The organism is Streptomyces sp. NPDC007164 (assembly GCF_040634135.1).
GTDB lineage: Bacteria > Actinomycetota > Actinomycetes > Streptomycetales > Streptomycetaceae > Streptomyces > Streptomyces sanglieri.
In genome coordinates, this window is the sequence record NZ_JBEYFB010000008.1 from 37,017 (window position 1) to 57,379 (window position 20,363).

Sequence of the window (20,363 nt, forward strand, 5' to 3'; positions counted from 1 at the left end):
CTCGTCGATCCGGATTCCCCGATCCGACTCCCATTGTGGGGGACGGGTCTGACAATCCCGGCAACAAGGCGCCCCGGCCGCCGGTACCTGCTACCAGGACCGGCCGCCGGGGCGGGACGGATCAGCGGCGCGGGCGGCGTCCCCGGCCCGAGCTGCCCTGGCCCCCGTCGTCCTGCTGGTCGCGGTGGTCGCCCAGCAGCTCGTCCGCCAGCGTCGGCAGATCGTCCAGCGGGGTCTCCTCGGCCCAGTCGGGACGAGGGCGCCGACCGGAGCGCTCCTGGTGCTCCGAATGCTGCCGGCCCTCCCAGCCGCCGACCTGCGGAAGCTCGCGGGTGCGCTCGTTCTCGCCCTCCGGAGCGGAGGCCGCCGGGCGCTCGTCGCGGAACATGCCCCGCGGAATCCGGTCCGCCGGATCCGTGTCCCGTACCGGAGGAAGCACCGTCGTCTCGTCGGCGGCACCCGCCGCGCCGGAACTGCCGGAACCACCGGAACCGCCGGACCGGCCGGAGCCGCCCGGACGGTCGTGGATCTTGGGGATCATCGCCGTCTCGGCCTCATCGGAGGAGGGGACGGAAGGAGAGGAGGACGAACCGCCCGGCGCGGGCACCTGCTGCGTCACGTCGTTCGGGTTGATGATCGGCGTCGGCACCGTGATCTCGTTCTCCGGCACGGACGCCGCCGCAGCGGCCTCCGCACGGGCCTTCTCCGCCGCCGCGGCCGCCTCGTCCTCGGCACGCCGACGGGCCTCCTCGGCGCGCAGCAGTGCCTCCTCGGCCTTGCGCTGCTTCTCCAGCCGCAGGGCCTCGGCCTCCTTGCGCAGCCGTGCCTCTTCCTCGGCCTGCCTGCGCAGCCGGGCCTGCTCGGCCACCCGGGCCGCCTCCTCGGCCTCCCGCCGGACCCGCTCCTCCTCGGCCACCCGGCGTGCTTCCTCGGCCCGCTGCCGGGCCTCCTCCGCCTGGCGTTCGGCCTCGCGCCGGCGCGCTTCCTCCAGCTCGCGGGCCTTGCGCTCCTCCTCCTCGGCGCGGAGCTTGGCGAGCTGTTCCTGCCGCTCGCGCTCCAGCCGCTCCTCCTCCGCCTTGCGGGCCGCCTCTTCCTCGGCCTTGCGCCTGGCCTCCTCCTCGGCGGCCTTGCGCGCCTCCTCCTGAGCCTTGATCTCGGCCTCGGACAGGGGCAGGAGCTGGTCGAGCCGGTGACGTACGACCGTGGTGATCGACTCCGGGTCCTGGCCCGCGTCCACGACCAGGTAGCGGGTCGAGTCGGCGGCGGCCAGGGTCAGGAAGCCGGACCGCACCCGGGCGTGGAACTCCGGCGGCTCGGACTCCAGCCGGTCGGGAGCCTCGGTGAACCGTTCCCGCGCGGTCTCCGGGTCGACGTCCAGCAGCACCGTCAGATGCGGTACGAGCCCGCTCGTCGCCCAGCGCGAGATCCGGGCGATCTCGGTCGGGGAGAGGTCGCGGCCCGCGCCCTGGTAGGCGACGGACGAGTCGATGTAGCGGTCGGAGATGACGATCGCGCCGCGCTCCAGCGCCGGCCGGACGACCGAGTCGACGTGCTCGGCGCGGTCGGCGGCGTACAGCAGAGCCTCGGCCCGGTTGGACAGCCCGGCCGACGAGACGTCGAGCAGGATCGAGCGCAGCCGCTTGCCGACCGGTGTCGCGCCCGGCTCGCGGGTGACGACGACCTCGTGGCCCTTGGCGCGGATCCAGTCGGCGAGCGCCTCGACCTGGGTGGACTTGCCCGCACCGTCGCCGCCCTCCAGGGCGATGAAGAAACCTGTCGCGGCGGGGGCGACCGCCGGGTCGCCGCCGCGCAGCGCCTCGCGCAGATCGCGGCGCAGCGGCACTCCGGAGCGGTCGTCCGTCCTGGCGAGGACGATCACGGCGACCGGCAGCAGCAGCGCGCCGATCAGCATCAGGGCGAAGGCCGCGCCGCCGTGCTCGAAGACGAAGTCGCCCGAGCCCAGCCGGTGGGCGCCGATCGCGGCGGCCAGCAGCGGGCCCGCGAGCGCGCCGAGCGCGATGAGGACCCGTACGACGGCCTGGAGGTGCTCGGTGGTCCTGGCCCGGCGGAACTCCTCGGTCTCCTGGTCGACCAGGACATGACCGGTGTGGGCGGCGACGCCCGCGGCGTAACCGGCGAGCACCGCGATCATCAGCACGGTCGCCGTGTCCGGGACCAGGCCCATGGCGAGCAGCGCGAGGCCGGTGACGGCGGTGGCCAGCGAGAGCAGCCGACGCCGCGACAGGGTGGGCAGCACCTTCCCCGCGGTCCGGATGCCGACGCCGGTGGCGCCGGTCAGGCCGAGGATCAGCAGGGCGAAGGTGGCCGGTCCGCCGCCCAGGTCGGCGGCGTGCAGCACCGAGACGGCGGCAGCCGCGGCGATGGCCCCGGCGACCGCGGCCGACGCGCCGACGACCAGCGGGACGGATCCGGTGCGGCCCTTGTCGGGTCCGCCACCGGCCGACGGGCGCCGCAGGCCCTCCAGCGGCGAGCGCGGGCGCGGGGTCTGCGTACCGGGCAGTTCCAGGAAGTACAGGGTGGAGATCGACGCCGAGAAGAGCCCGGCCGCGACGTACGAGCCGAGGGCCGCCTGGTGGATCGAGAACCATTCCAGGCCCGAGCCCAGCAGGTTGCCGACGAGGGTGGCGATCAGCAGGACGGCCGCCGCCAGCGGGATCGCGGCGAAGTCGGTACGGACGGAGAGCCGGCGCAGTGCGTCGAGGTGGTCGGGCAGCGGGCGCACCGCGGCGCCCTCGGGGGGCGGGGCGGGCAGCAGCGCGGGGGCGGCGCCGTCCTTGGCGACCGTCCACAGGCGTTCGGCCGCGCCGGTGACGAAGACGGTGATCAGGATCATCATGAGTGCCCGGTCGGGCATCCAGTCGATCCACAGGGGCGCGACGACCAGCAGCGCGAGCCGCAGCCCGTCCGTCCCGATCATCAGCCACCGCCGGTCCAGCGGTCCGCCCGGCGCGGTGAGCGTCGTCAGCGGCCCCAGGAGTACGGCTCCGAAGAGCAGGGTGGCAAGGATCCGGGCACCGAACACCGCGGCGACGGCAAAGGCCGCACCTCGGTACCCGGCTCCGAATGAGCCCTCAAGGACCGCCGCTTGCAGCGACATCAGCACCAGCACGAGAAGGGCGAGTGCATCGCCGGTACTGCCGACGAGCTGCGCGCTCCACAACCGCTTCAGCGGGGGAACACGCAACAGGGCTCGTACGGCGCGCTCGCGTGAGTCTGCGGCAAGTGTGTCGGAGGTGGGGCTCACGACCGTTGGCTGCTCGGCTCGCGTCATCCGCCCAGCCTATCCGGAGCCATGGGGTCCCCGGAGGCCCCGTCCGAACATATGGGCGCCCGAACCTTCCCGGCGCCGCCCTGCCCGCCGACGGAGCCCAGGTCACGAGCCGCCGCACACCACCGCACACCACCACTCGCCGGGCGTACGCCCCCCGTACGCGCAAACGCCGGAGGGGCCGGAATTGCCCGGCCCCTCCGGCGTGCTCGACGGCGTCCTCGACTCGCACGGCCGACCCGTACGGCCGACCCGTACGGTCAGTCCTCCGCGGACGCCGTGGACGTCGCGGACGTCGTCTTCTTCGCGGCCGTCGCCTTCTTGGTGGCGGTCGTGGTCTTCTTCGCGGTCGTCGTCTTCTTCGCCGCGGTCTTCTTGGCGGTCGCCGTGGTCTTCTTGGCGGCCGTCTTCTTCGCGGTCGCCTTCTTGGCCGGGGCCTTCTTCGCCGTCTTCTTCTTGGCGGGCCCCTTGGCACGCTTCTCGGCGAGCAGCTCGTAGCCGCGCTCCGGCGTGATGTCCTCGACGCTGTCGGCGGTCCGCAGCGTCGCGTTGGTCTCGCCGTCGGTGACGTAGGCGCCGAAGCGGCCGTCCTTGACCACGACCGGGGCCCCGCTCACCGGGTCCGTGCCCAGCTCCTTCAGCGGCGGCTTGGCCGCGGCCCGGCCGCGCTGCTTGGGCTGGGCGTAGATCGCGAGGGCTTCTTCGATCGTGATGTCGAAGAGCTGGTCCTCGGAGGTGAGCGAACGCGAGTCCGTGCCCTTCTTCAGGTACGGGCCGTAGCGGCCGTTCTGCGCGGTGATCTCGACGCCCTCGGCGTCCTCGCCGACGACCCGCGGCAGCGACATCAGCTTGAGCGCGTCGGCCAGCGTCACCGTGTCCAGGGACATGGACTTGAAGAGCGAGGCGGTCCGCGGCTTCACCGCGTTCTTGCCGGTCTTCGGGGTGCCCTCGGGCAGTACCTCGGTGACGTACGGGCCGTAGCGCCCGTCCTTGGCGATGATCTGGTTCCCGGAGACCGGGTCCGCGCCGAGCTCGAAGTCGCCGCTCGGCTTGGCCAGCAGCTCCTCCGCGTACTCGACGGACAGCTCGTCGGGCGCCAGGTCCTCCGGCACGTCCGCGCGCTGGTGGCCCTCGGCGTCCTTCTCACCGCGCTCGATGTACGGCCCATAGCGGCCGACCCGGAGCTTGATGTCGTTGCCGACGGGGAACGAGGAGATCTCACGGGCGTCGATCGCGCCGAGGTCGGTGACGAGCTCCTTCAGACCGCCGAGGTGGTCGCCGTCGCCGTTGCCCGCGTCGGAGGCCGCCCCCGCACCGGCCGTGTCGTCGCCCACGCCGAAGTAGAAGCGCTTGAGCCACGGCACGGACTGGGCCTCACCGCGTGCGATGCGGTCGAGGTCGTCCTCCATCCTCGCGGTGAAGTCGTAGTCGACGAGCCGGCCGAAGTGCTTCTCCAGCAGGTTGACCACGGCGAAGGAGAGGAACGACGGGACGAGCGCCGTGCCCTTCTTGAAGACGTAGCCGCGGTCCAGGATCGTGCCGATGATCGACGCGTACGTCGACGGGCGGCCGATCTCGCGCTCTTCCAGCTCCTTGACCAGCGAGGCCTCGGTGTAGCGGGCCGGCGGCTTGGTGGCGTGGCCGTCGACCGAGATCTCCTCGGCGGACAGCGCGTCGCCCTCGGCGACCTGCGGCAGGCGCCGCTCGCGGTCGTCCAGCTCGGCGTTCGGGTCGTCGGCGCCCTCGACGTACGCCTTCATGAAGCCGTGGAAGGTGATCGTCTTGCCGGACGCGGAGAACTCGGCGTCCCGGCCGTCGCTCGCCCGGCCGCCGATCTTGACGGTGACGGAGTTGCCGACCGCGTCCTTCATCTGGGAGGCGACGGTCCGCTTCCAGATCAGCTCGTAGAGCCGGAACTGGTCACCGGTCAGGCCGGTCTCGGCAGGGGTGCGGAAGCGGTCGCCGGAGGGGCGGATCGCCTCGTGCGCCTCCTGCGCGTTCTTGACCTTCCCGGCGTACGTGCGCGGCTTGTCCGGCAGGTAGTCGGCGCCGTAGAGCTGGGTGACCTGCGCCCGGGCCGCGGAGACCGCGGTGTCCGAGAGGGTCGTGGAGTCGGTACGCATATAGGTGATGAAGCCGTTCTCGTACAGCTTCTGCGCGACCTGCATGGTGGCCTTGGCCCCGAAGCCCAGCTTGCGGCTCGCCTCCTGCTGGAGGGTCGTCGTACGGAAGGGGGCGTACGGGGAGCGGCGGTACGGCTTCGACTCGACGGACCGGACGGCGAACGAGGAGTCGGCGAGCGCGGCGGCCAGGGCGCGGGCGTTCGTCTCGTCCAGGTGCAGTGTCTGGGCGGAGGCGGACTTCAGCTGCCCGTCCGGACCGAAGTCACGGCCCTGGGCGATGCGCCGGCCGTCGACCGCGCTGAGGCGGGCGGTGAGGTTCGACGGGTCGGAGGCGTCACCGGTGCGGCCGGTGGCGAAGGTGCCGGTGAGGTCCCAGTACTCGGCGGAGCGGAAGGCGATGCGCTCGCGCTCCCGCTCGACGACGAGCCGGGTCGCCACGGACTGGACACGGCCGGCCGACAGGCGCGGCATGACCTTCTTCCACAGGACCGGCGAGACCTCGTAGCCGTAGAGGCGGTCGAGGATACGGCGGGTCTCCTGGGCGTCGACCATGCGCTGGTTGAGCTCGCGCGGGTTGGCGACGGCGGCCCGGATCGCGTCCTTGGTGATCTCGTGGAAGACCATCCGGTGGACCGGGACCTTGGGCTTGAGGACTTCCTGCAGGTGCCACGCGATGGCTTCGCCCTCGCGGTCCTCATCGGTGGCGAGGAAGAGTTCGTCCGACTCGGCCAGCAGCTGCTTGAGCTTCCTGACCTGGGCCTTCTTGTCCGCGTTGACGACATAGACGGGCTGGAAGTCGTGCTCGACATCGACGCCGAGCCGACGGACCTCGCCGGTGTACTCGTCCGGAACCTCTGCGGCGCCGTTCGGCAGGTCGCGGATGTGCCCGACGCTCGCCTCGACGACGTATCCGGGGCCGAGGTAGCCCTTGATCGTCTTCGCCTTGGCAGGCGACTCGACGATGACGAGTCGGCGGCCGCCCTGTGCGGTCTCGCTGGTCGGGGACAACTTCGCTCTTCTCTCCGGTCGACGCTCTGTGGGCATCCGGGCAGCGCGATGACGCTGCCGAAGGTGCTGTCGCTGCGGAGTGTGACGGTACAACCCGCCCCCGTGTCAAACGGCAAAAGCCCGCAACGGCCACTCGAACGGTAACCCGACTTCCGCCATTCCTGCCGCCCGGACCGCCCGGTACGCCGTGTGCGCGGTCGCTGCCTGCAGGTTTCCGGGTGCTGTGGCGGCGCTGCGGACGTCCGCGGCGGGCTCCGCACGGTCCGGGCGTGTTCCCCGCCACTGCCCGGCCCGCGCCGCTGGTTCCCGGACCGGACCAGTGGGCAGTGGATGGGACCGGACCGGTGAGCGGTGGACCGGGCCGGGCCGCGAGCCGCAGATCCGGCCGGGCCTGTGAGCAGTGGATCAGATTCAGATACGGGTGAAGCACCACACGCCGAGGACGAGAAAAAGTACGCCGAACACAGTGGCGAGCGCGGCGGAGGCGACGGGGCTCACGCCGTGCGCCACCGGCGCGCGGTGCAGTACACGCGCCCCCGTCCACAGCAGCAGCGCGGCACCGAACAGCGCGAACGCCGATCCGGCGAAGATCGCAGGTCCGCTCTCCATGCCGTACGCCTCCCTGTCCCTGCCCGGGCCGGGGCGTGTGCCGTCCGGCCAGGGGGAGGCTGCCACCCCAGGGCATCGGCCACGCGAACCCCGGGTGAATGGCCGGTTCCGCCCGCCTCGCGGTGGCGCCACCCGGAGTCCAGCCGGGGATCTGCACAGAGTCCCGCCGGGGATCCGGCAAAGTCCTACCGGCGTTCCGGCAGAGTCCTACTTGGACGGACTCCGGCAGAGTCCTGCCGGCGTTCCAGCAGAGTCCTACTGGGGTTCCGGCAGGGTCCCGCCAAGCCTCCGCCGGGGTTCCGTCCGGCGTCCCATCCGGAATCCGCCCCCTACGCGACGCACCGTCGGCGGCGAGCCCGAATCCGCTGCTCGCACGGCCCCTCCTTACCTACGGCGGTACGTACCCGAGCGGGAACGGGAACGGAGACCCGGGCAGGGCCGGACAGGCAATCGGGCTCGCAATCGGGCCGACAGCCAGTCCTGCAACCAGACTGGCAACCAAGCCGGCGACCAGACCGGCAACCAAGCCGGCAATCAGGCGAGCGGCGGCAAGCGACCGGGCGAGCGATCAGCCCGCCGAGGGAACCGGCTCCAGGAAGCCCTCCTCGACCAGCAGCCGAATCGCCTGCGGCGTCCGGTCGCGCAGCAGCACCGGGTCCTCGTTCATCAACTGGGCGATCGCGTCCAGGATCCGGCCCGCGGGCAGCGTCCCGTCGCACACCCCCGCGAAGCCGGCACCCACGGCGTCGACCTTCGTCGCGCGCCGCATGCCGCGGTTCTGACGGAGCACCACGTGTTCCGGATCCTCCGCGCCCGGCAGGCCGACCTGCTCCTGCACCACCTCGGCCGCCAGGGTGAAGTGCCCGGCCAGGAGCGCCGCGTCGTCCTGCTCACGGAGGTAGTCCTGACGGGCGAAGTGGGCCTCGACAGCCGGTCCGAGCGGCTGCTCCACCGCATGCGGCCACTCCTCGATCACGACCGACGGATTGCCCGCGGCGGCTGCGGCGGACTTGCGCAGGGTGATCCAGCCGAAGCCGACGCCCCTGGTCTTGCGGGCCTCGAACTCGTCCAGCCAGGCGTCGTACCGCGCGGCGTACTCGGCGGGGTCCGTGCGGTGGTCGCCACTGTCGCGCAGCCACAGCTCCGCGTACTGCGTGACGTCCTGGACCTCGCGCTGCACGACCCAGGCGTCGCAGCCGAACGGAACCCAGGAGCTCAGCCGACTCTGCCAGTCCTCGCCCTCGACATGCTGCCAGTTGGCGAGGAAGTGGGCATATCCCCCCTCGTTCAGCCGGTCACCCGCCTGTTGCACCAGGGTCCGGCACAGGTCGTCGCCGCCCATGCCGCCGTCACGGTAGGTGAGCCGGGCGCCGGGCGAGATGACGAACGGGGGATTGGAGACGATCAGGTCGTAGGTCTCGGTGCCGACCGGTTCGTACAACGAGCCCTGGCGCAGCTCGGCCGGGGCGACTCCGGACAGCGCGAGGGTCAGCCGGGTGAAGTCCAGCGCGCGCGGATTGAGGTCGGTGGCCGTGACCCGGGAGGCGTGCTGCGAGGCGTGCAGCGCCTGGATGCCGGAGCCGGTGCCGACATCCAGCGCGGAAGCGACAGGCGTACGGACGGTGATCCCGGCGAGCGTGGTGGACGCCCCGCCGACGCCCAGGACCACGCCCTCCTCGCGCGAACCGATACCGCCCGCGCCGCCGACGGCGCAGCCCAGGTCGGAGACGATGTACCAGTCCTGTTCCTCGGGCCCGCTGTACGGCCGTACGTCGACCGTGGCCCGCACCTCGTCACCGACGCGGGTCACCCAGCCGTCCTCGACGCACTCGGCCAGTGGGAGCGCGGCGGCGGCCCGCTCGTACGGCACCGGCTGCTGGAGCAGGAAGAGCCGCACCAGCGTGTCGAGCGGGGCGTCGCCCCGGGTGGCGCGGAGCGCCGGGACCGTCTCGCTGCGGGCGAGCGCGGCGTAGGCGGGCGCACCGAGCAGGTCGAGGAGCCCGTCCGCGGTGAAAGCTGCGGCGAGCAGGGCTTCGCGGAGCCGGGGCGAACGGTCGGGCACGGGGAGGCTGGTCGTACTCACCCACCCATTGTGGCCGCTCCCACCGACAACGGCAGCGGCCCGGCGCCCATCGGGGCGGCCGGGCCGTTGTACGACACGTCGTCCGGCGCGGCCGGCGCTCCGGCGCGACGGCCAGGCGTCACAACAGCCACATGCCGCAGGAGCCACACGTCGCGGCAGTCGCACGCAAAAACAACCGCATGTCGCAACGGCGGCGCGCAACAACAGCCGCGCGTCACCAAAGCCGCTGCTGCCGCTGCCGCCCGGTCACGCCTTCTTGCTGGGCGAGACGGACGGTGCCTTGGACGGCTCCGTGGAGGCCTTCGGCTGCGTCGAGGCCGTCGGCTTCTGGCAGCCCTTCTGCTTGGCCATCGCGGTGCCGACCTCGCCGGACTGAAGCTTCTTCAGCGCCTCGTCACCACTGGTGCTGATCTTGTTCAGCTCGTCCGCGATGCCCTTGAGACCGTCGGCGAACTTCGCCTGGTCCTTCGTCTCCAGCGCGTCGACCTTCTTCTGCAGGTTCGCGTACGCCGCGGAGGAGGCGTTGAGTTCCTTCACGGCTTCCTTGTGCGTGGCTTCACCGCCGTCGACCGGCGGCGCTCCCGCGGAGTCGACGGCCGTGCCCAGTGCCTTGTACGCCTGCGAGATCTGCTGGAAGGCGGCCGAGTCGGTCTTCTGGACGTCGGCGGGCTTGCTGTTGTCCGCGGTCTGCTGCTGGATGGCGGCGTTGGCGTTCGCGATCTTCTGGAGCTGGGGCTGGACCTGGTCGCAGACCTTCTTCGCCCAGTCGTTCACCTTGTCGCTGTTGTCGTCGCTGCTGCAGCCCGACAGCGTAAGTACCAGTACCGCACCGCCGGACAGTGCGGCCGCAAGCTTCTTGTTCACCGGATCGGTCCCTTCCAAGGCTCTCGGCCCCGGAACTTACACGGCGAGCGCCCTCCCCCCGGGCGCCGGGCGTCCGATGAGTTGTCTTTTGCAGCCATTTGCACCAAGGGAAATGAGGGAGATGCCACTCACCCACACAGCCCTCGCCGCTTGGGAACACATGCACGAGCAAACACACGGACGGCGTACGGATCGGCCGCTGACGGGCACCCGCGCGAAAATGCGAGCGGGCGGACGACACATCAGAATGCGTCGCCCGCCCGGTGATTGCGCCGAAGCGGTCACGCGCCACCGCCCGGCTCCGCCGAGCCGGACCGGTCACGCGCCACCGCCCGACCGCCGAGCGGGGGACTGACTACGAGTCGCCGCCCGGCCGCCGAGCCGGGGACCGGCTACGAGTCGCCGCCCGGCCCCGGCCGCTGGTTCACGAAACGGCTGCCTGGCCCGGCGACTCGGCCGGCGCGCCCCCGCCCCCTTCCCCGTCGCCGGGATCCTCGTCGCCCACGGCGATGCCGCGCCGCTTGGATACGTAGACCGCGCCGACGATGACCGCGACGGCGAGCACCGCCACCGCCGCGCGCACTCCGGCGCTCGCGTCCTGCCCGTAGCTGAACTGCACCACCGCCGGGGCGATGAGCAGGGCGACCAGGTTCATCACCTTGAGCAGGGGGTTGATCGCCGGCCCGGCCGTGTCCTTGAAGGGGTCGCCGACTGTGTCGCCGATGACGGTCGCGGCATGGGCCTCGCTGCCCTTGCCGCCGTGGTGACCGTCCTCGACGAGTTTCTTGGCGTTGTCCCACGCGCCACCGGAGTTGGCGAGGAAGACCGCCATCAGGGTGCCGGTCCCGATGGCACCCGCGAGATAGGAGCCGAGCGCTCCGACGCCGAGCGTGAACCCGACGGCGATCGGCGCCAGGACGGCCAGCAGACCGGGCGTGGCGAGCTCGCGCAGGGCGTCCTTGGTGCAGATGTCGACGACCCGCCCGTACTCCGGCTTCTCGCTGTGGTCCATGATCCCGGGGTGCTCGCGGAACTGCCGCCGCACCTCGTAGACCACGGCCCCGGCGGACCGTGACACCGCGCTGATCGCCAGCCCGGAGAAGAGGAAGACGACCGCGGCGCCGAGGATCAGGCCCACCAGGTTGTTGGGCTGCGAGATGTCCAGACTGAGTGTCATCTCCCCGGCCTTGGCCCCCACGTCGTCGACCGCCATGGCGATCGCGTCGCGGTACGAACCGAAGAGCGCCGACGCCGCCAGAACCGCGGTGGCGATGGCGATGCCCTTGGTGATGGCCTTGGTGGTGTTGCCGACGGCGTCCAGGTCGGTGAGGACCTGCGCGCCGGCGCCCGTGACATCACCGGACATCTCGGCGATGCCCTGCGCGTTGTCCGAGACCGGGCCGAAGGTGTCCATGGCGACGATGACACCGACGGTGGTGAGCAGTCCGGTCCCCGCCAGGGCCACCGCGAAGAGCGCCAGCATGATCGACGTACCGCCGAGCAGGAACGCCCCGTAGACGCCCAGACCGATCAGCAGCGCCGTATAGACGGCGGACTCCAGACCGATGGAGATGCCCGCGAGCACGACGGTGGCCGGGCCGGTCAGCGAGGACTTGCCGATGTCCCTGACAGGGCGCCTGCTCGTCTCGGTGAAGTACCCGGTCAGCTGCTGGATCAGGGCGGCCAGCACGATGCCGATGGCGACGGCGACCAGGGCGAAGATCCGCGGGTCACCACCGTGCGAGGTGATGGCGCCGTCGGTCACACCGTCCAGATCCGCGTACGAGGACGGCAGATAGACGAACACGCCCACGGCCACCAGCACCAGCGAGATCACCGCGGAGATGAAGAACCCGCGGTTGATCGCGGTCATTCCGCTGCGGTCGGCGCGCCGAGGAGCGACCGCGAAGATCCCGATCATCGCGGTGACCACACCGATCGCCGGAACGATCAGCGGGAAGGCCAGTCCTGCGTCACCGAAGGCGGCCTTGCCGAGGATGAGCGCGGCTACGAGTGTCACGGCGTACGACTCGAAGAGGTCGGCCGCCATTCCGGCGCAGTCGCCGACGTTGTCGCCCACGTTGTCGGCGATGGTGGCGGCGTTACGGGGATCATCCTCCGGGATGCCCTGCTCGACCTTGCCGACGAGGTCGGCGCCGACGTCCGCGGCCTTGGTGAAGATGCCACCGCCGACCCTCATGAACATGGCGATCAGTGCGGCCCCGAGCCCGAAGCCCTCCAGCACCTTCGGGGCATCGGCGGCATAGACGAGCACGACACAGGACGCACCGAGCAGGCCGAGGCCCACGGTGATCATCCCGACCACGCCACCGGTACGAAAAGCGATCTTCATCGCTTTGTGCGAAACAGCGGTGAGATCCTTTTCCGGCTCGCCTTCCGCGGGAGTCGCCTCACGCGCAGCCGCAGCCACGCGGACATTGCTGCGTACGGCAAGCCGCATCCCGATGTATCCGGTGGCCGCCGAGAAAAGCGCACCCACCAGGAAGAACAACGAACGGCCGGCGCGCTGCGACCAGTTGTCGGCCGGTAGCAGCAGAAGCAGGAAGAAGACCACTACGGCAAAGATGCCGACGGTGCGCAACTGCCGGGCCAGATAGGCATTCGCGCCTTCCTGGACGGCGGCCGCGATCTCCTTCATGCGGTCGGTGCCCTCACCGGCCGCCAGCACCTGGCGCACCAGCAGTCTGGCGACGACCAGGGCGGCGACGGCCACGACCGCCACGACGATCACGATGACGCGGTTGTCATCGGTGAGAACCGCGCCCGCCAGAGAAGCGGACCGGCCGGAAGGTGCGGAAAATGCGGAATCTTGCGCGGGTCCTGCCAGTGGGGTGTTGAAGAACTCCGCCATACGTCCTCCTTGACGCTCAGCGCTCAAGACGTGGACGGATTGTAGGGAGCGGGAGCTGATCAAAACAGTGCGCCGTAAATGTAATTGACCTTCACCCGTCGATCGATAAATGATCGCACTCCCGGATCGACCCGAATGCAGTAATGGGGCAGGCACATTTTCCGTAGATCATTGATCACGCATAAATAAAAAAGGCCCTGCTCAGCAGGGCCTCGAAAGACGGATCAAGAAATGGGCCGGGGAAACCGAGGAACAGGTTCGACCGGGCCGGGGCAGGCGGATCGGGGCGGGTGGATCGGGCGGCGGACCGCCACGAGACATGCGGCGCCTGCGGTGCCTCAGGAGAGCGGCGTCAGGGCAGCACGGTCGCGGGCGTCTTCGGCCAGCTCATGCGGATCACTCCGCCCTTGGCTCCCGATCTGACTTCCACATCATCGACGAGGCCGCTGATGACCGCGAGACCCATCTCGTCCTCGCCGTCGGCGTCGCTCTCGTAATCCGGCCCATCGAGTCCCGCGCCGGGCGTGGCGCCGCGTGTCGCGGAGGCTCCGACCGGTCCTCCGAGGGCGGGATCGGCCCCGGGGCCGGGCACCTCGTCGGCAACCTCGACGGAGAAGGACTTCTCCTCCTCGATCAGGGCAACGGAGACCGGTGCGGTGATGCCATGACTGCGGTGCAGCCCGACAGCGCGGCTGCAGGCTTCACCGACGGCGAGTCTGACCTCGTCGAGCACGGCTTCGTCGACCCCTGCCCGGCGCGCCACGGCGGCCGCCACGAGACGGGCTGTCCTGACGTGTTCGGGCTGGGCGCTGAAGCGGAGTTCAACGGTGGCCATGCGATCCCCCTCAGACGTACGGGCGTGCATCCCAGGGGGCCGGGCGCGCTGCCCGGCGTCCCTGCTCTTCTTCCAGATCCGGCGTAGGACCATCGGCACCGACGGGCCGACGGACTCCCGTCCGGCAGCCGGACCGCCCGCGAGCGGCCCGATCACCGAACGAACGGAACAGACCGCCCGAGCGGACCGAACGGACCAAGCGGAGCGGACCGAACCACACGAACTGCCTCGGCCGACAACCCGTCGAACGACGGACCACCGACCAGCCGCCGAACGGCCCGCGCCGACCGGCCGACTCCTCGACCAGCCGTCCGACCGCCCGGCCAACGGCCCGACCGTCCGATCGGCCTGCCTCACGGCAGTCGACCGTTGGCCGCCAGCCGTCGGGCGCGCCCACGTCGCACCGGCCGCCTGGCGGGCCACCGGTGCATCGACTGCGTGCCGAACCGGCCCTTGGACCGATCCGACCTGCGGACCGACCTCGGACCGACTGTCGGTCGGTTGTCAGTCGGTGGCCGCGACGGCCTCGTCGACCGTGGTGTGAATCGGGAACACCTTGGTCAGGCCGGTGATCCGGAAGATCTTGAGAATGCGCTCCTGGTTGCAGACCAGGCGCAGCGAGCCCTCATGGGCCCGGACACGCTTCAGGCCGCCCACGAGCACGCCGAGGCCGGTGGAGTCGAGGAAGTCGACGCCTTCCATGTCGACAACCAGGTGGTAGCTGCCGTCATTCACCAACTCGACCAACTGCTCGCGCAGCTTGGGCGCGGTATACACATCAATCTCGCCACCGACCTCGACGACCGTACGGTCGCCACCAGGGCCGGACACATTGCGAGTCGACAAGGACAGGTCCACGGATCCTCCAGCACCTTGCTATCGAGCGGTCGCCCCTCAGTCTCCCCGGCGGAGCCAGGGAACGGATCGCCAGCCGCGATGGCATTCAATCACTTACCAGCAGCCATGCACGACGCCTTGGGGCCATTGTCCGTCATGCCAGTGACACACTCGGTGCCGATGGCCAAGAATCACCGCCCCAGTCGACCACCCGGGAACAGCGACATCAGTCACTCTCCCGCCATGGTCCTCGACCGGCTCGCCGCAGTGGCGGGCCGGTCCGCGCGCATCACTCATACGGAGCACTTGCCCCCGCGTGCGGGAACCCATGCCATCTGGCCCGATCGCATCCGGCCGGAAGTTGTCGCCGCGATCCGGAAGGCCGGAATCGAACATCCGTGGGCGCACCAGTCGGCCGCCGCCGAGCACGCCCTGGACGGCGAATCCGTGGTCATCGCCACCGGCACCGCGTCCGGCAAGTCGCTCGCCTACCTCGCCCCGGTCCTCAGCGCCCTGCTCGACGGCTCCGAGGCCCCGAACGGCCGCGGCGCCACCGCGCTGTACCTGGCGCCCACCAAGGCCCTGGCGGCCGACCAGAGGCGTGCCGTGAAACAGCTCGCGGCACCGCTCGGCAACGCCATCAGGCCCGCGGTCTACGACGGTGACACCCCGGTCGAGGAACGCGAGTGGGTGCGCCAGTACGCCAACTACGTCCTGACCAACCCCGACATGCTGCACCGCGGGATACTCCCGTCCCACCCCCGCTGGTCCTCCTTCCTGCGCGCCCTGCGCTTCGTCGTCATCGACGAGTGCCACACCTACCGCGGCGTCTTCGGCTCCCACGTCGCCCAGGTCGTACGCCGGCTCCGCCGCCTGTGCGCCCGTTACGGCGCCGACCCGGTCTTCCTCCTCGCCTCCGCCACCGCGGCGGAACCCTCCGTCGCGGCCGGCCGCCTCACCGGTCTCCCGGTCAAGGAGGTCGCCGACGATTCCTCGCCGCGCGGCGAGCTGGTCTTCGCGCTGTGGGAGCCGCCCCTGACCGAACTGCACGGCGAGAAGGGTGCCCCCGTCCGCCGCACCGCCACCGCCGAGACCGCCGACCTCCTCACCGATCTCACCGTCCAGGGCGTCCGCTCGGTCGCCTTCGTCCGTTCCCGGCGTGGCGCCGAGCTGATCTCCGTCATCGCGAAGGAGCGCCTCGCCGAGGTGGACCGTTCGCTGCCGGCCCGGGTCGCCGCCTACCGCGGGGGCTACCTCCCCGAGGAACGCCGCGCCCTGGAGCGCGCCCTGCACTCCGGGGAACTGCTCGGACTGGCCGCCACCACCGCCCTCGAACTCGGCATCGACGTCTCCGGCCTGGATGCCGTCGTCATCGCCGGCTACCCCGGTACCAGGGCGTCGCTGTGGCAGCAGGCGGGCCGCGCCGGGCGCTCCGGCCAGGGCGCCCTGGCCGTCCTGGTGGCCCGCGACGACCCGCTGGACACCTTCCTCGTCCACCATCCCGAGGCGCTGTTCCAGCAGCCCGTGGAGTCGACCGTCCTGGATCCGGACAATCCGTACGTCCTCGCCCCCCATCTGTGCGCCGCCGCCGCGGAGCTCCCCCTCACCGAGCCCGACCTGGAGCTGTTCGGCCCGGCCGTGGCGGACTTGCTGCCGCAGCTGGAGGCCGCGAAGCTGCTCCGCAAACGGGCATCGGGCTGGCACTGGACCCGCCGCGAACGCGCCGCCGATCTCACCGACATCCGTGGTGAGGGCGGCCGCCCCGTCCAGATCGTCGAGGAGGGTACCGGCCGGCTGCTGGGCACCGTCGACGATTCGGCCGCGCACACCGCCGTCCACGAGGGTGCCGTCCACCTCCATCAGGGCCGCACCTACCTGGTCCGGAAACTGGACCTGGAGGATTCGGTGGCCCTGGTCGAGGAGGCCGTCCCGCCGTACTCGACCACCGCCCGCGACACCACCTCCATCGCCGTCCTGGAGACCGACACCGAGATCCCGTGGGGCGACGGGCGGCTCTGCTACGGCTCCGTGGAGGTCACCAGCCAAGTCGTCTCCTTCCTGCGCCGGAGGCTGATCACCGGCGAGGTGCTGGGCGAGACCAAACTGGACCTGCCGCCCCGCACCCTGCGCACCCGCGCCGTCTGGTGGACGGTCACCGAGGATCAGCTCGACGCCGCCCGCATCAACCTGGAGATCCTGGGCGGCGCCCTGCACGCCGCGGAGCACGCGTCGATCGGGATGCTGCCGCTCTTCGCCACCTGCGACCGGTGGGACATCGGTGGCGTCGCCGTACCCCTGCACCCGGACACCCTGCTGCCCACGGTCTTCGTGTACGACGGCCACCCGGGCGGTGCTGGATTCGCCGAACGGGCCTTCCACACCGCCCGTGCCTGGCTGACCGCGACCCGCCAGGCGATCGCGTCCTGCGAGTGCGAGGCCGGCTGCCCGTCATGCGTCCAGTCCCCCAAGTGCGGCAACGGCAACGAACCCCTGCACAAACGCGGCGCCGTACGCCTCCTCACCGAACTCCTCCGATACGCACCCCCGCCTCCCGAGGAACCGAGCTCTGCGCAGCCTCCGAGGCCGGGCCCTTCCCCGGAGGCGGAGGTGGAGGCGGAGGCAGCGCCTCCGGAGAGCCGGGAGCGGCCGCCGGAGGACCGGCCCGGGACCTGACCGCCGGTGCGTACGGCCCGAAACTCACCCGGGCCGTCACATCGGCGATCTCCCCGCTCACCGCGCACCGGACCACCACGGCTCCCTGTGCCGCGGCCACCTTCCCGGCGGCCCCACATGCCTGCTCAGGGCCTTGCAGGGCCTGGTCGGCCGCGGCCAGGGCCGCCAGGTCCGCCGCACCGCCCGCCCGGTGCCGGACGGCCACTACCTGCCCGAGAGCCAGCACGACCGCGAACACCGCACACAACGTGGCCGTGGTCATAGCCACCCACACCGTGGCCAGCCCCCTGTCCCTGTCCCCGCCCCTGCCTCCGTCTCCGCCCCTGCCCAGCCATATGAGGGCAGCCGCACGCCCTCCCCCGCCAGCCCCGCCACTCCCGCCAGCCCTGTCACTCCTGCCAGTCCCGCCAGCCCTGCCGTTCCCGTCAGTCCTGCCGTTCTCTTCAGCCCCGCTCACTGCGTCACCCCCACCGTGTCCTCGGCCAGTGCCGCCGCCTCCGCGTGAAGCGTCAGGGACAGCGGGCCCGGTCCCGGTATCGGCGCCGCCACCCGTACCCGCCACAGCTCCCCGGCCCGTTCCATCGCGACTTCGGCCCCGCCGGGTGCCGCCGAACGAGTCACCTCAAGCACCTGCGCCTCCGGCTCGGAACGGGCTGCTGCCCTCGCCCCGGCCCTCGCCGCGTCCACGCACCGGATCTGGGCGGAGGCGGCCATCAGCGCCCAGACCAGCGCCAGGGCGAAGATCGCCAGCACCGGAACCGCCATGGCCGCTTCCGCGGTCACCGCGCCGCGATCCGACACCCGGGCGCCTGGTCCCCGGTCCGCGGTACGGAAACGGACTCCGGCGCACGCTCCGGGACCGCTCTCAGAACTTCGCATCGAGCGCGTCCTTCAGCAGTGACTGCAATGCGGACATGACCGGCTGGCTGGTGACCACCTTGTAGAGCACCGCCGCGAACGCACAGGCCGCGATCGTCCCCACCGCATATTCGGATGTCGTCATTCCACTGTCCTGCCGGACCCGACGCGCCATGCCCCGCACCCAGGTCCTGATTCGCTGCACCATTTCGCCCCCGCATATTTCTTAATTAATACTGAATGGATATTTACTTGCCTGTTTCGGTCATGCGGTCTGAAGCAGTCCGGTCGCCAGACCGATCACCACGGGTGCCACTCCGACCGTCAGGAAGGCGGGCAGAAAGCAGAGCCCGACCGGTCCGGTGATCAGCACGCCTGCCCGCTGGGCGCGGGCCACGGCCTCACTCGCGCGTTCGGCACGCAGCGCCTCGGCCAGCCGTGCGACCGGCTCCGCCGCCGGAGCCCCGGTCGACCCCGCTCGTTCCAGGCACCGGGCGAGCGCACTCGCATCCGGTATCTCCCCGAACCGGCCCCAGGCCGCCGCAGGTTCGCCACCGAGACGGATCTCCGCAGCCGTCCGGGCCAGACACATGCCGACCGGCCCGCCGAGCGACTCCCCCACCGCCTCGGCCGCCTCCCTGGGCCCGGCTCCGGCGGAGATACAGGCCGCCAACAGGTCGGCCGCCAACGGGAGCTGGTGTGCGGCCTCCGCCGTCTCCGCGAGCCCTGCCCCTTGTTCGGGTCCGCGTCGGCCCCGCTGCCACCGCCAAGCGCCGTACGCCCCCGCCAGTCCCGCCACGAACCCCGGCAGGCCGCCGACCAGGACCCAGCCCACCGCCACGACGCCGAGCGGCGCGATCCACTCCTTGGCCCGGGCACCGAACGCCGTACGTCCGCGCCCGCCCCTGCGCTCACGCCGGCGTTCCGGCCCGCCCATCGCCAGCAGTGCCGCGCCCCGTCGGCGTACCGCCCGCCTCCGTCCGAGCCCCGCCAGGGCAAAAGCCGGGCAAGCGACCGCGCTCAGCACCGCGCACACTGCCGCCACCCGATGAGCGGCTTCGCCTGCGACCCCGCTCATGCCGCCTCCCCCGCCCGTACGATCCGGGCCGCCCAGCAGAGCCCGGCCGCCTCCAGCAGCCCGCCCGTCACCAGACAGACCAGCCCGGCCGGGGTGTGCAGCAGCACCCGCAGCGGATCGGCCCCGAGCGCCGCGCCCAGCCCCAGGCCCAACACCGGAAGCAGCGCCAGCACAGCCACCGTCGACCAGGCGCCCGCCAGTTGGGCCCGCAACTCCTCCCGCCTGCGCCGCTCGGCCCGCAACGCGCCCTCCAGGCGGTCCAGCCCCGCCGCGAGCCCGGCCCCGCCGTCGACCGCCACCCGCCAGCAGGCCGCCACCCCGGCGAGCCCGTCCAGCCCCGGCTCCCGCGCCGCCTGCGTCAGCGCCCCTGGCACATCGCCACCGAACCGCGCCGCGGCGATCACGCCGGCCTCGGCCGCCCCCATCACCCCAGTGCCACGCAGAGCGACCAGCAACGCCCGCCCGGGTTCATGTCCGGCCCGCAGCTCGCCCACGACCGCACCGCACAGCGCCACCACCCCGGCCGCCCGTCGCTCCCGCTCCTTGCCCAGAGCCCGCCCGCGCAGCCAGCTCCGCACCAGCGGCACGGCCGCCGCCCCGGCCAGCAGGGGCAGCAATGACTCCCCCAGCACGGCGACGAGCAACGCCACCGGGACACAGAGCCACTCCCGCCGCTCCCCCGACCACTTCCGCAGCCACACCCCGGCCTGCTCCCAGCGCGCCCTCGGCGACGGCCGGACCGCCCCGTCGACGAACAGCACCCGGGCCCTCCGACGTCCGCGGTCCTGCGCCGCAGCCAGCCAGGCCGCCACCCCGACACACAGGACCACCGCACAACTCGCGCCAGCCGACAGTCCCATCGGCGCACCACCGGTCACCGCGCACCGCCGATCAGCGACCGCAGCCGCTCCCAGCCCCGCTCCCGTACGAATCCATCGGCGCCCCAGCGCAGCGCGGGTACGGTCACCACCAGCCCTGCCGCGTCCCGCTCCAGAACCTGCACCTCGGCGATCCGCCGCTGCCCGGACCGGTCCCGTACGAGATGGACCACCACCGACAGCGCGGCCGCCAACTGGCTGTGCACCGCCGTCCGGTCCAGTCCAGCCGCCGTCCCCAGGGCCTCAAGACGGGCCGGTACGTGCTCGGCCGCATTGGCGTGAACCGTCCCGCAGCCGCCCGGGTGTCTCGCCTAAGCCTCCATAGGGCTAGGCAGTCCTTCCGCTCAAGGGACTCC

General features: G+C 71.7%; 13 protein-coding genes and 2 pseudogenes. 1 reads left to right on the forward strand and 14 read right to left on the reverse strand.

Translation table 11 applies throughout. The features are described from left to right. Positions 1–121: 121 nt before the first annotated feature. From tmk to ABZ622_RS13845, 8 genes are all read right to left on the reverse strand, one after another. Positions 122–3,292 (reverse strand): dTMP kinase, encoded by a 3,171-nt coding sequence (tmk, locus tag ABZ622_RS13810; protein ID WP_360542705.1) that lies wholly within the window; start codon positions 3,290–3,292, stop codon positions 122–124. Between the two features lie 257 nt (positions 3,293–3,549). After that, a complete protein-coding gene (gene topA / locus ABZ622_RS13815; RefSeq protein ID WP_360542707.1) occupies positions 3,550–6,420 on the reverse strand; it encodes a type I DNA topoisomerase in 2,871 nt (956 codons plus the stop codon). A gap of 411 nt (positions 6,421–6,831) precedes the next feature. Further along, entirely contained in the window at positions 6,832–7,029 is a 198-nt protein-coding gene (locus ABZ622_RS13820; RefSeq protein WP_124719537.1) for a hypothetical protein, read from the reverse strand. Positions 7,030–7,597: 568 nt separating this feature from the next. Continuing rightward, positions 7,598–9,112 (reverse strand): class I SAM-dependent methyltransferase, encoded by a 1,515-nt coding sequence (locus ABZ622_RS13825; RefSeq protein WP_360542709.1) that lies wholly within the window; start codon positions 9,110–9,112, stop codon positions 7,598–7,600. Between the two features lie 246 nt (positions 9,113–9,358). Then, positions 9,359–9,976 (reverse strand): small secreted protein, encoded by a 618-nt coding sequence (locus ABZ622_RS13830; RefSeq protein WP_360542711.1) that lies wholly within the window; start codon positions 9,974–9,976, stop codon positions 9,359–9,361. A 424-nt stretch (positions 9,977–10,400) separates the two neighbouring features. Beyond that, positions 10,401–12,848 carry a sodium-translocating pyrophosphatase gene (locus tag ABZ622_RS13835; protein WP_360542713.1) on the reverse strand — a complete coding sequence of 816 codons (2,448 nt, stop codon included), beginning with the start codon at positions 12,846–12,848 and terminating at the stop codon, positions 10,401–10,403. A gap of 352 nt (positions 12,849–13,200) precedes the next feature. Next, positions 13,201–13,683: an ATP-binding protein gene (locus tag ABZ622_RS13840; RefSeq protein WP_360542715.1), complete on the reverse strand. Its 483-nt coding sequence runs from the start codon at positions 13,681–13,683 to the stop codon at positions 13,201–13,203. Between the two features lie 504 nt (positions 13,684–14,187). Beyond that, the gene (locus ABZ622_RS13845; RefSeq protein WP_003967428.1) at positions 14,188–14,541 is read right to left on the reverse strand and encodes an STAS domain-containing protein; all 354 of its coding nucleotides are present in this window, start codon (positions 14,539–14,541) and stop codon (positions 14,188–14,190) included. A 78-nt stretch (positions 14,542–14,619) separates the two neighbouring features. Here ABZ622_RS13845 and ABZ622_RS13850 point away from each other — a divergent pair, with 78 nt between their 5' ends. Next, positions 14,620–17,193, forward strand: a complete 2,574-nt coding sequence (locus ABZ622_RS13850) for a DEAD/DEAH box helicase (RefSeq protein ID WP_360542717.1) — start codon at positions 14,620–14,622, stop codon at positions 17,191–17,193. Between the two features lie 43 nt (positions 17,194–17,236). Here the strand turns inward: ABZ622_RS13850 and ABZ622_RS13855 are convergent. The 6 genes and pseudogenes from ABZ622_RS13855 to ABZ622_RS13880 all read right to left on the reverse strand — a co-directional run. Beyond that, positions 17,237–17,455: pseudogene (locus ABZ622_RS13855) on the reverse strand (Rv3654c family TadE-like protein); the annotation flags it as partial. 191 nt (positions 17,456–17,646) lie between these two features. Then, positions 17,647–18,072 (reverse strand): TadE family type IV pilus minor pilin, encoded by a 426-nt coding sequence (locus tag ABZ622_RS13860; RefSeq protein WP_360542719.1) that lies wholly within the window; start codon positions 18,070–18,072, stop codon positions 17,647–17,649. Beyond that, positions 18,059–18,259 (reverse strand): DUF4244 domain-containing protein, encoded by a 201-nt coding sequence (locus ABZ622_RS13865; RefSeq protein WP_124720133.1) that lies wholly within the window; start codon positions 18,257–18,259, stop codon positions 18,059–18,061. The genes ABZ622_RS13860 and ABZ622_RS13865 overlap by 14 nt, the downstream gene beginning before the upstream one ends. Positions 18,260–18,316: 57 nt before the next feature. Next, positions 18,317–19,129: a type II secretion system F family protein gene (locus tag ABZ622_RS13870; RefSeq protein ID WP_360542722.1), complete on the reverse strand. Its 813-nt coding sequence runs from the start codon at positions 19,127–19,129 to the stop codon at positions 18,317–18,319. Continuing rightward, on the reverse strand, positions 19,126–19,989 hold the full coding sequence (locus tag ABZ622_RS13875) for a type II secretion system F family protein (RefSeq protein ID WP_360542724.1): 864 nt from the start codon (positions 19,987–19,989) through the stop codon (positions 19,126–19,128). The genes ABZ622_RS13870 and ABZ622_RS13875 overlap by 4 nt, the downstream gene beginning before the upstream one ends. Before the next feature lie 14 nt (positions 19,990–20,003). Further along, positions 20,004–20,306, reverse strand: a pseudogene (locus ABZ622_RS13880) (ATPase, T2SS/T4P/T4SS family); the annotation flags it as partial. Positions 20,307–20,363: the final 57 nt, after the last annotated feature.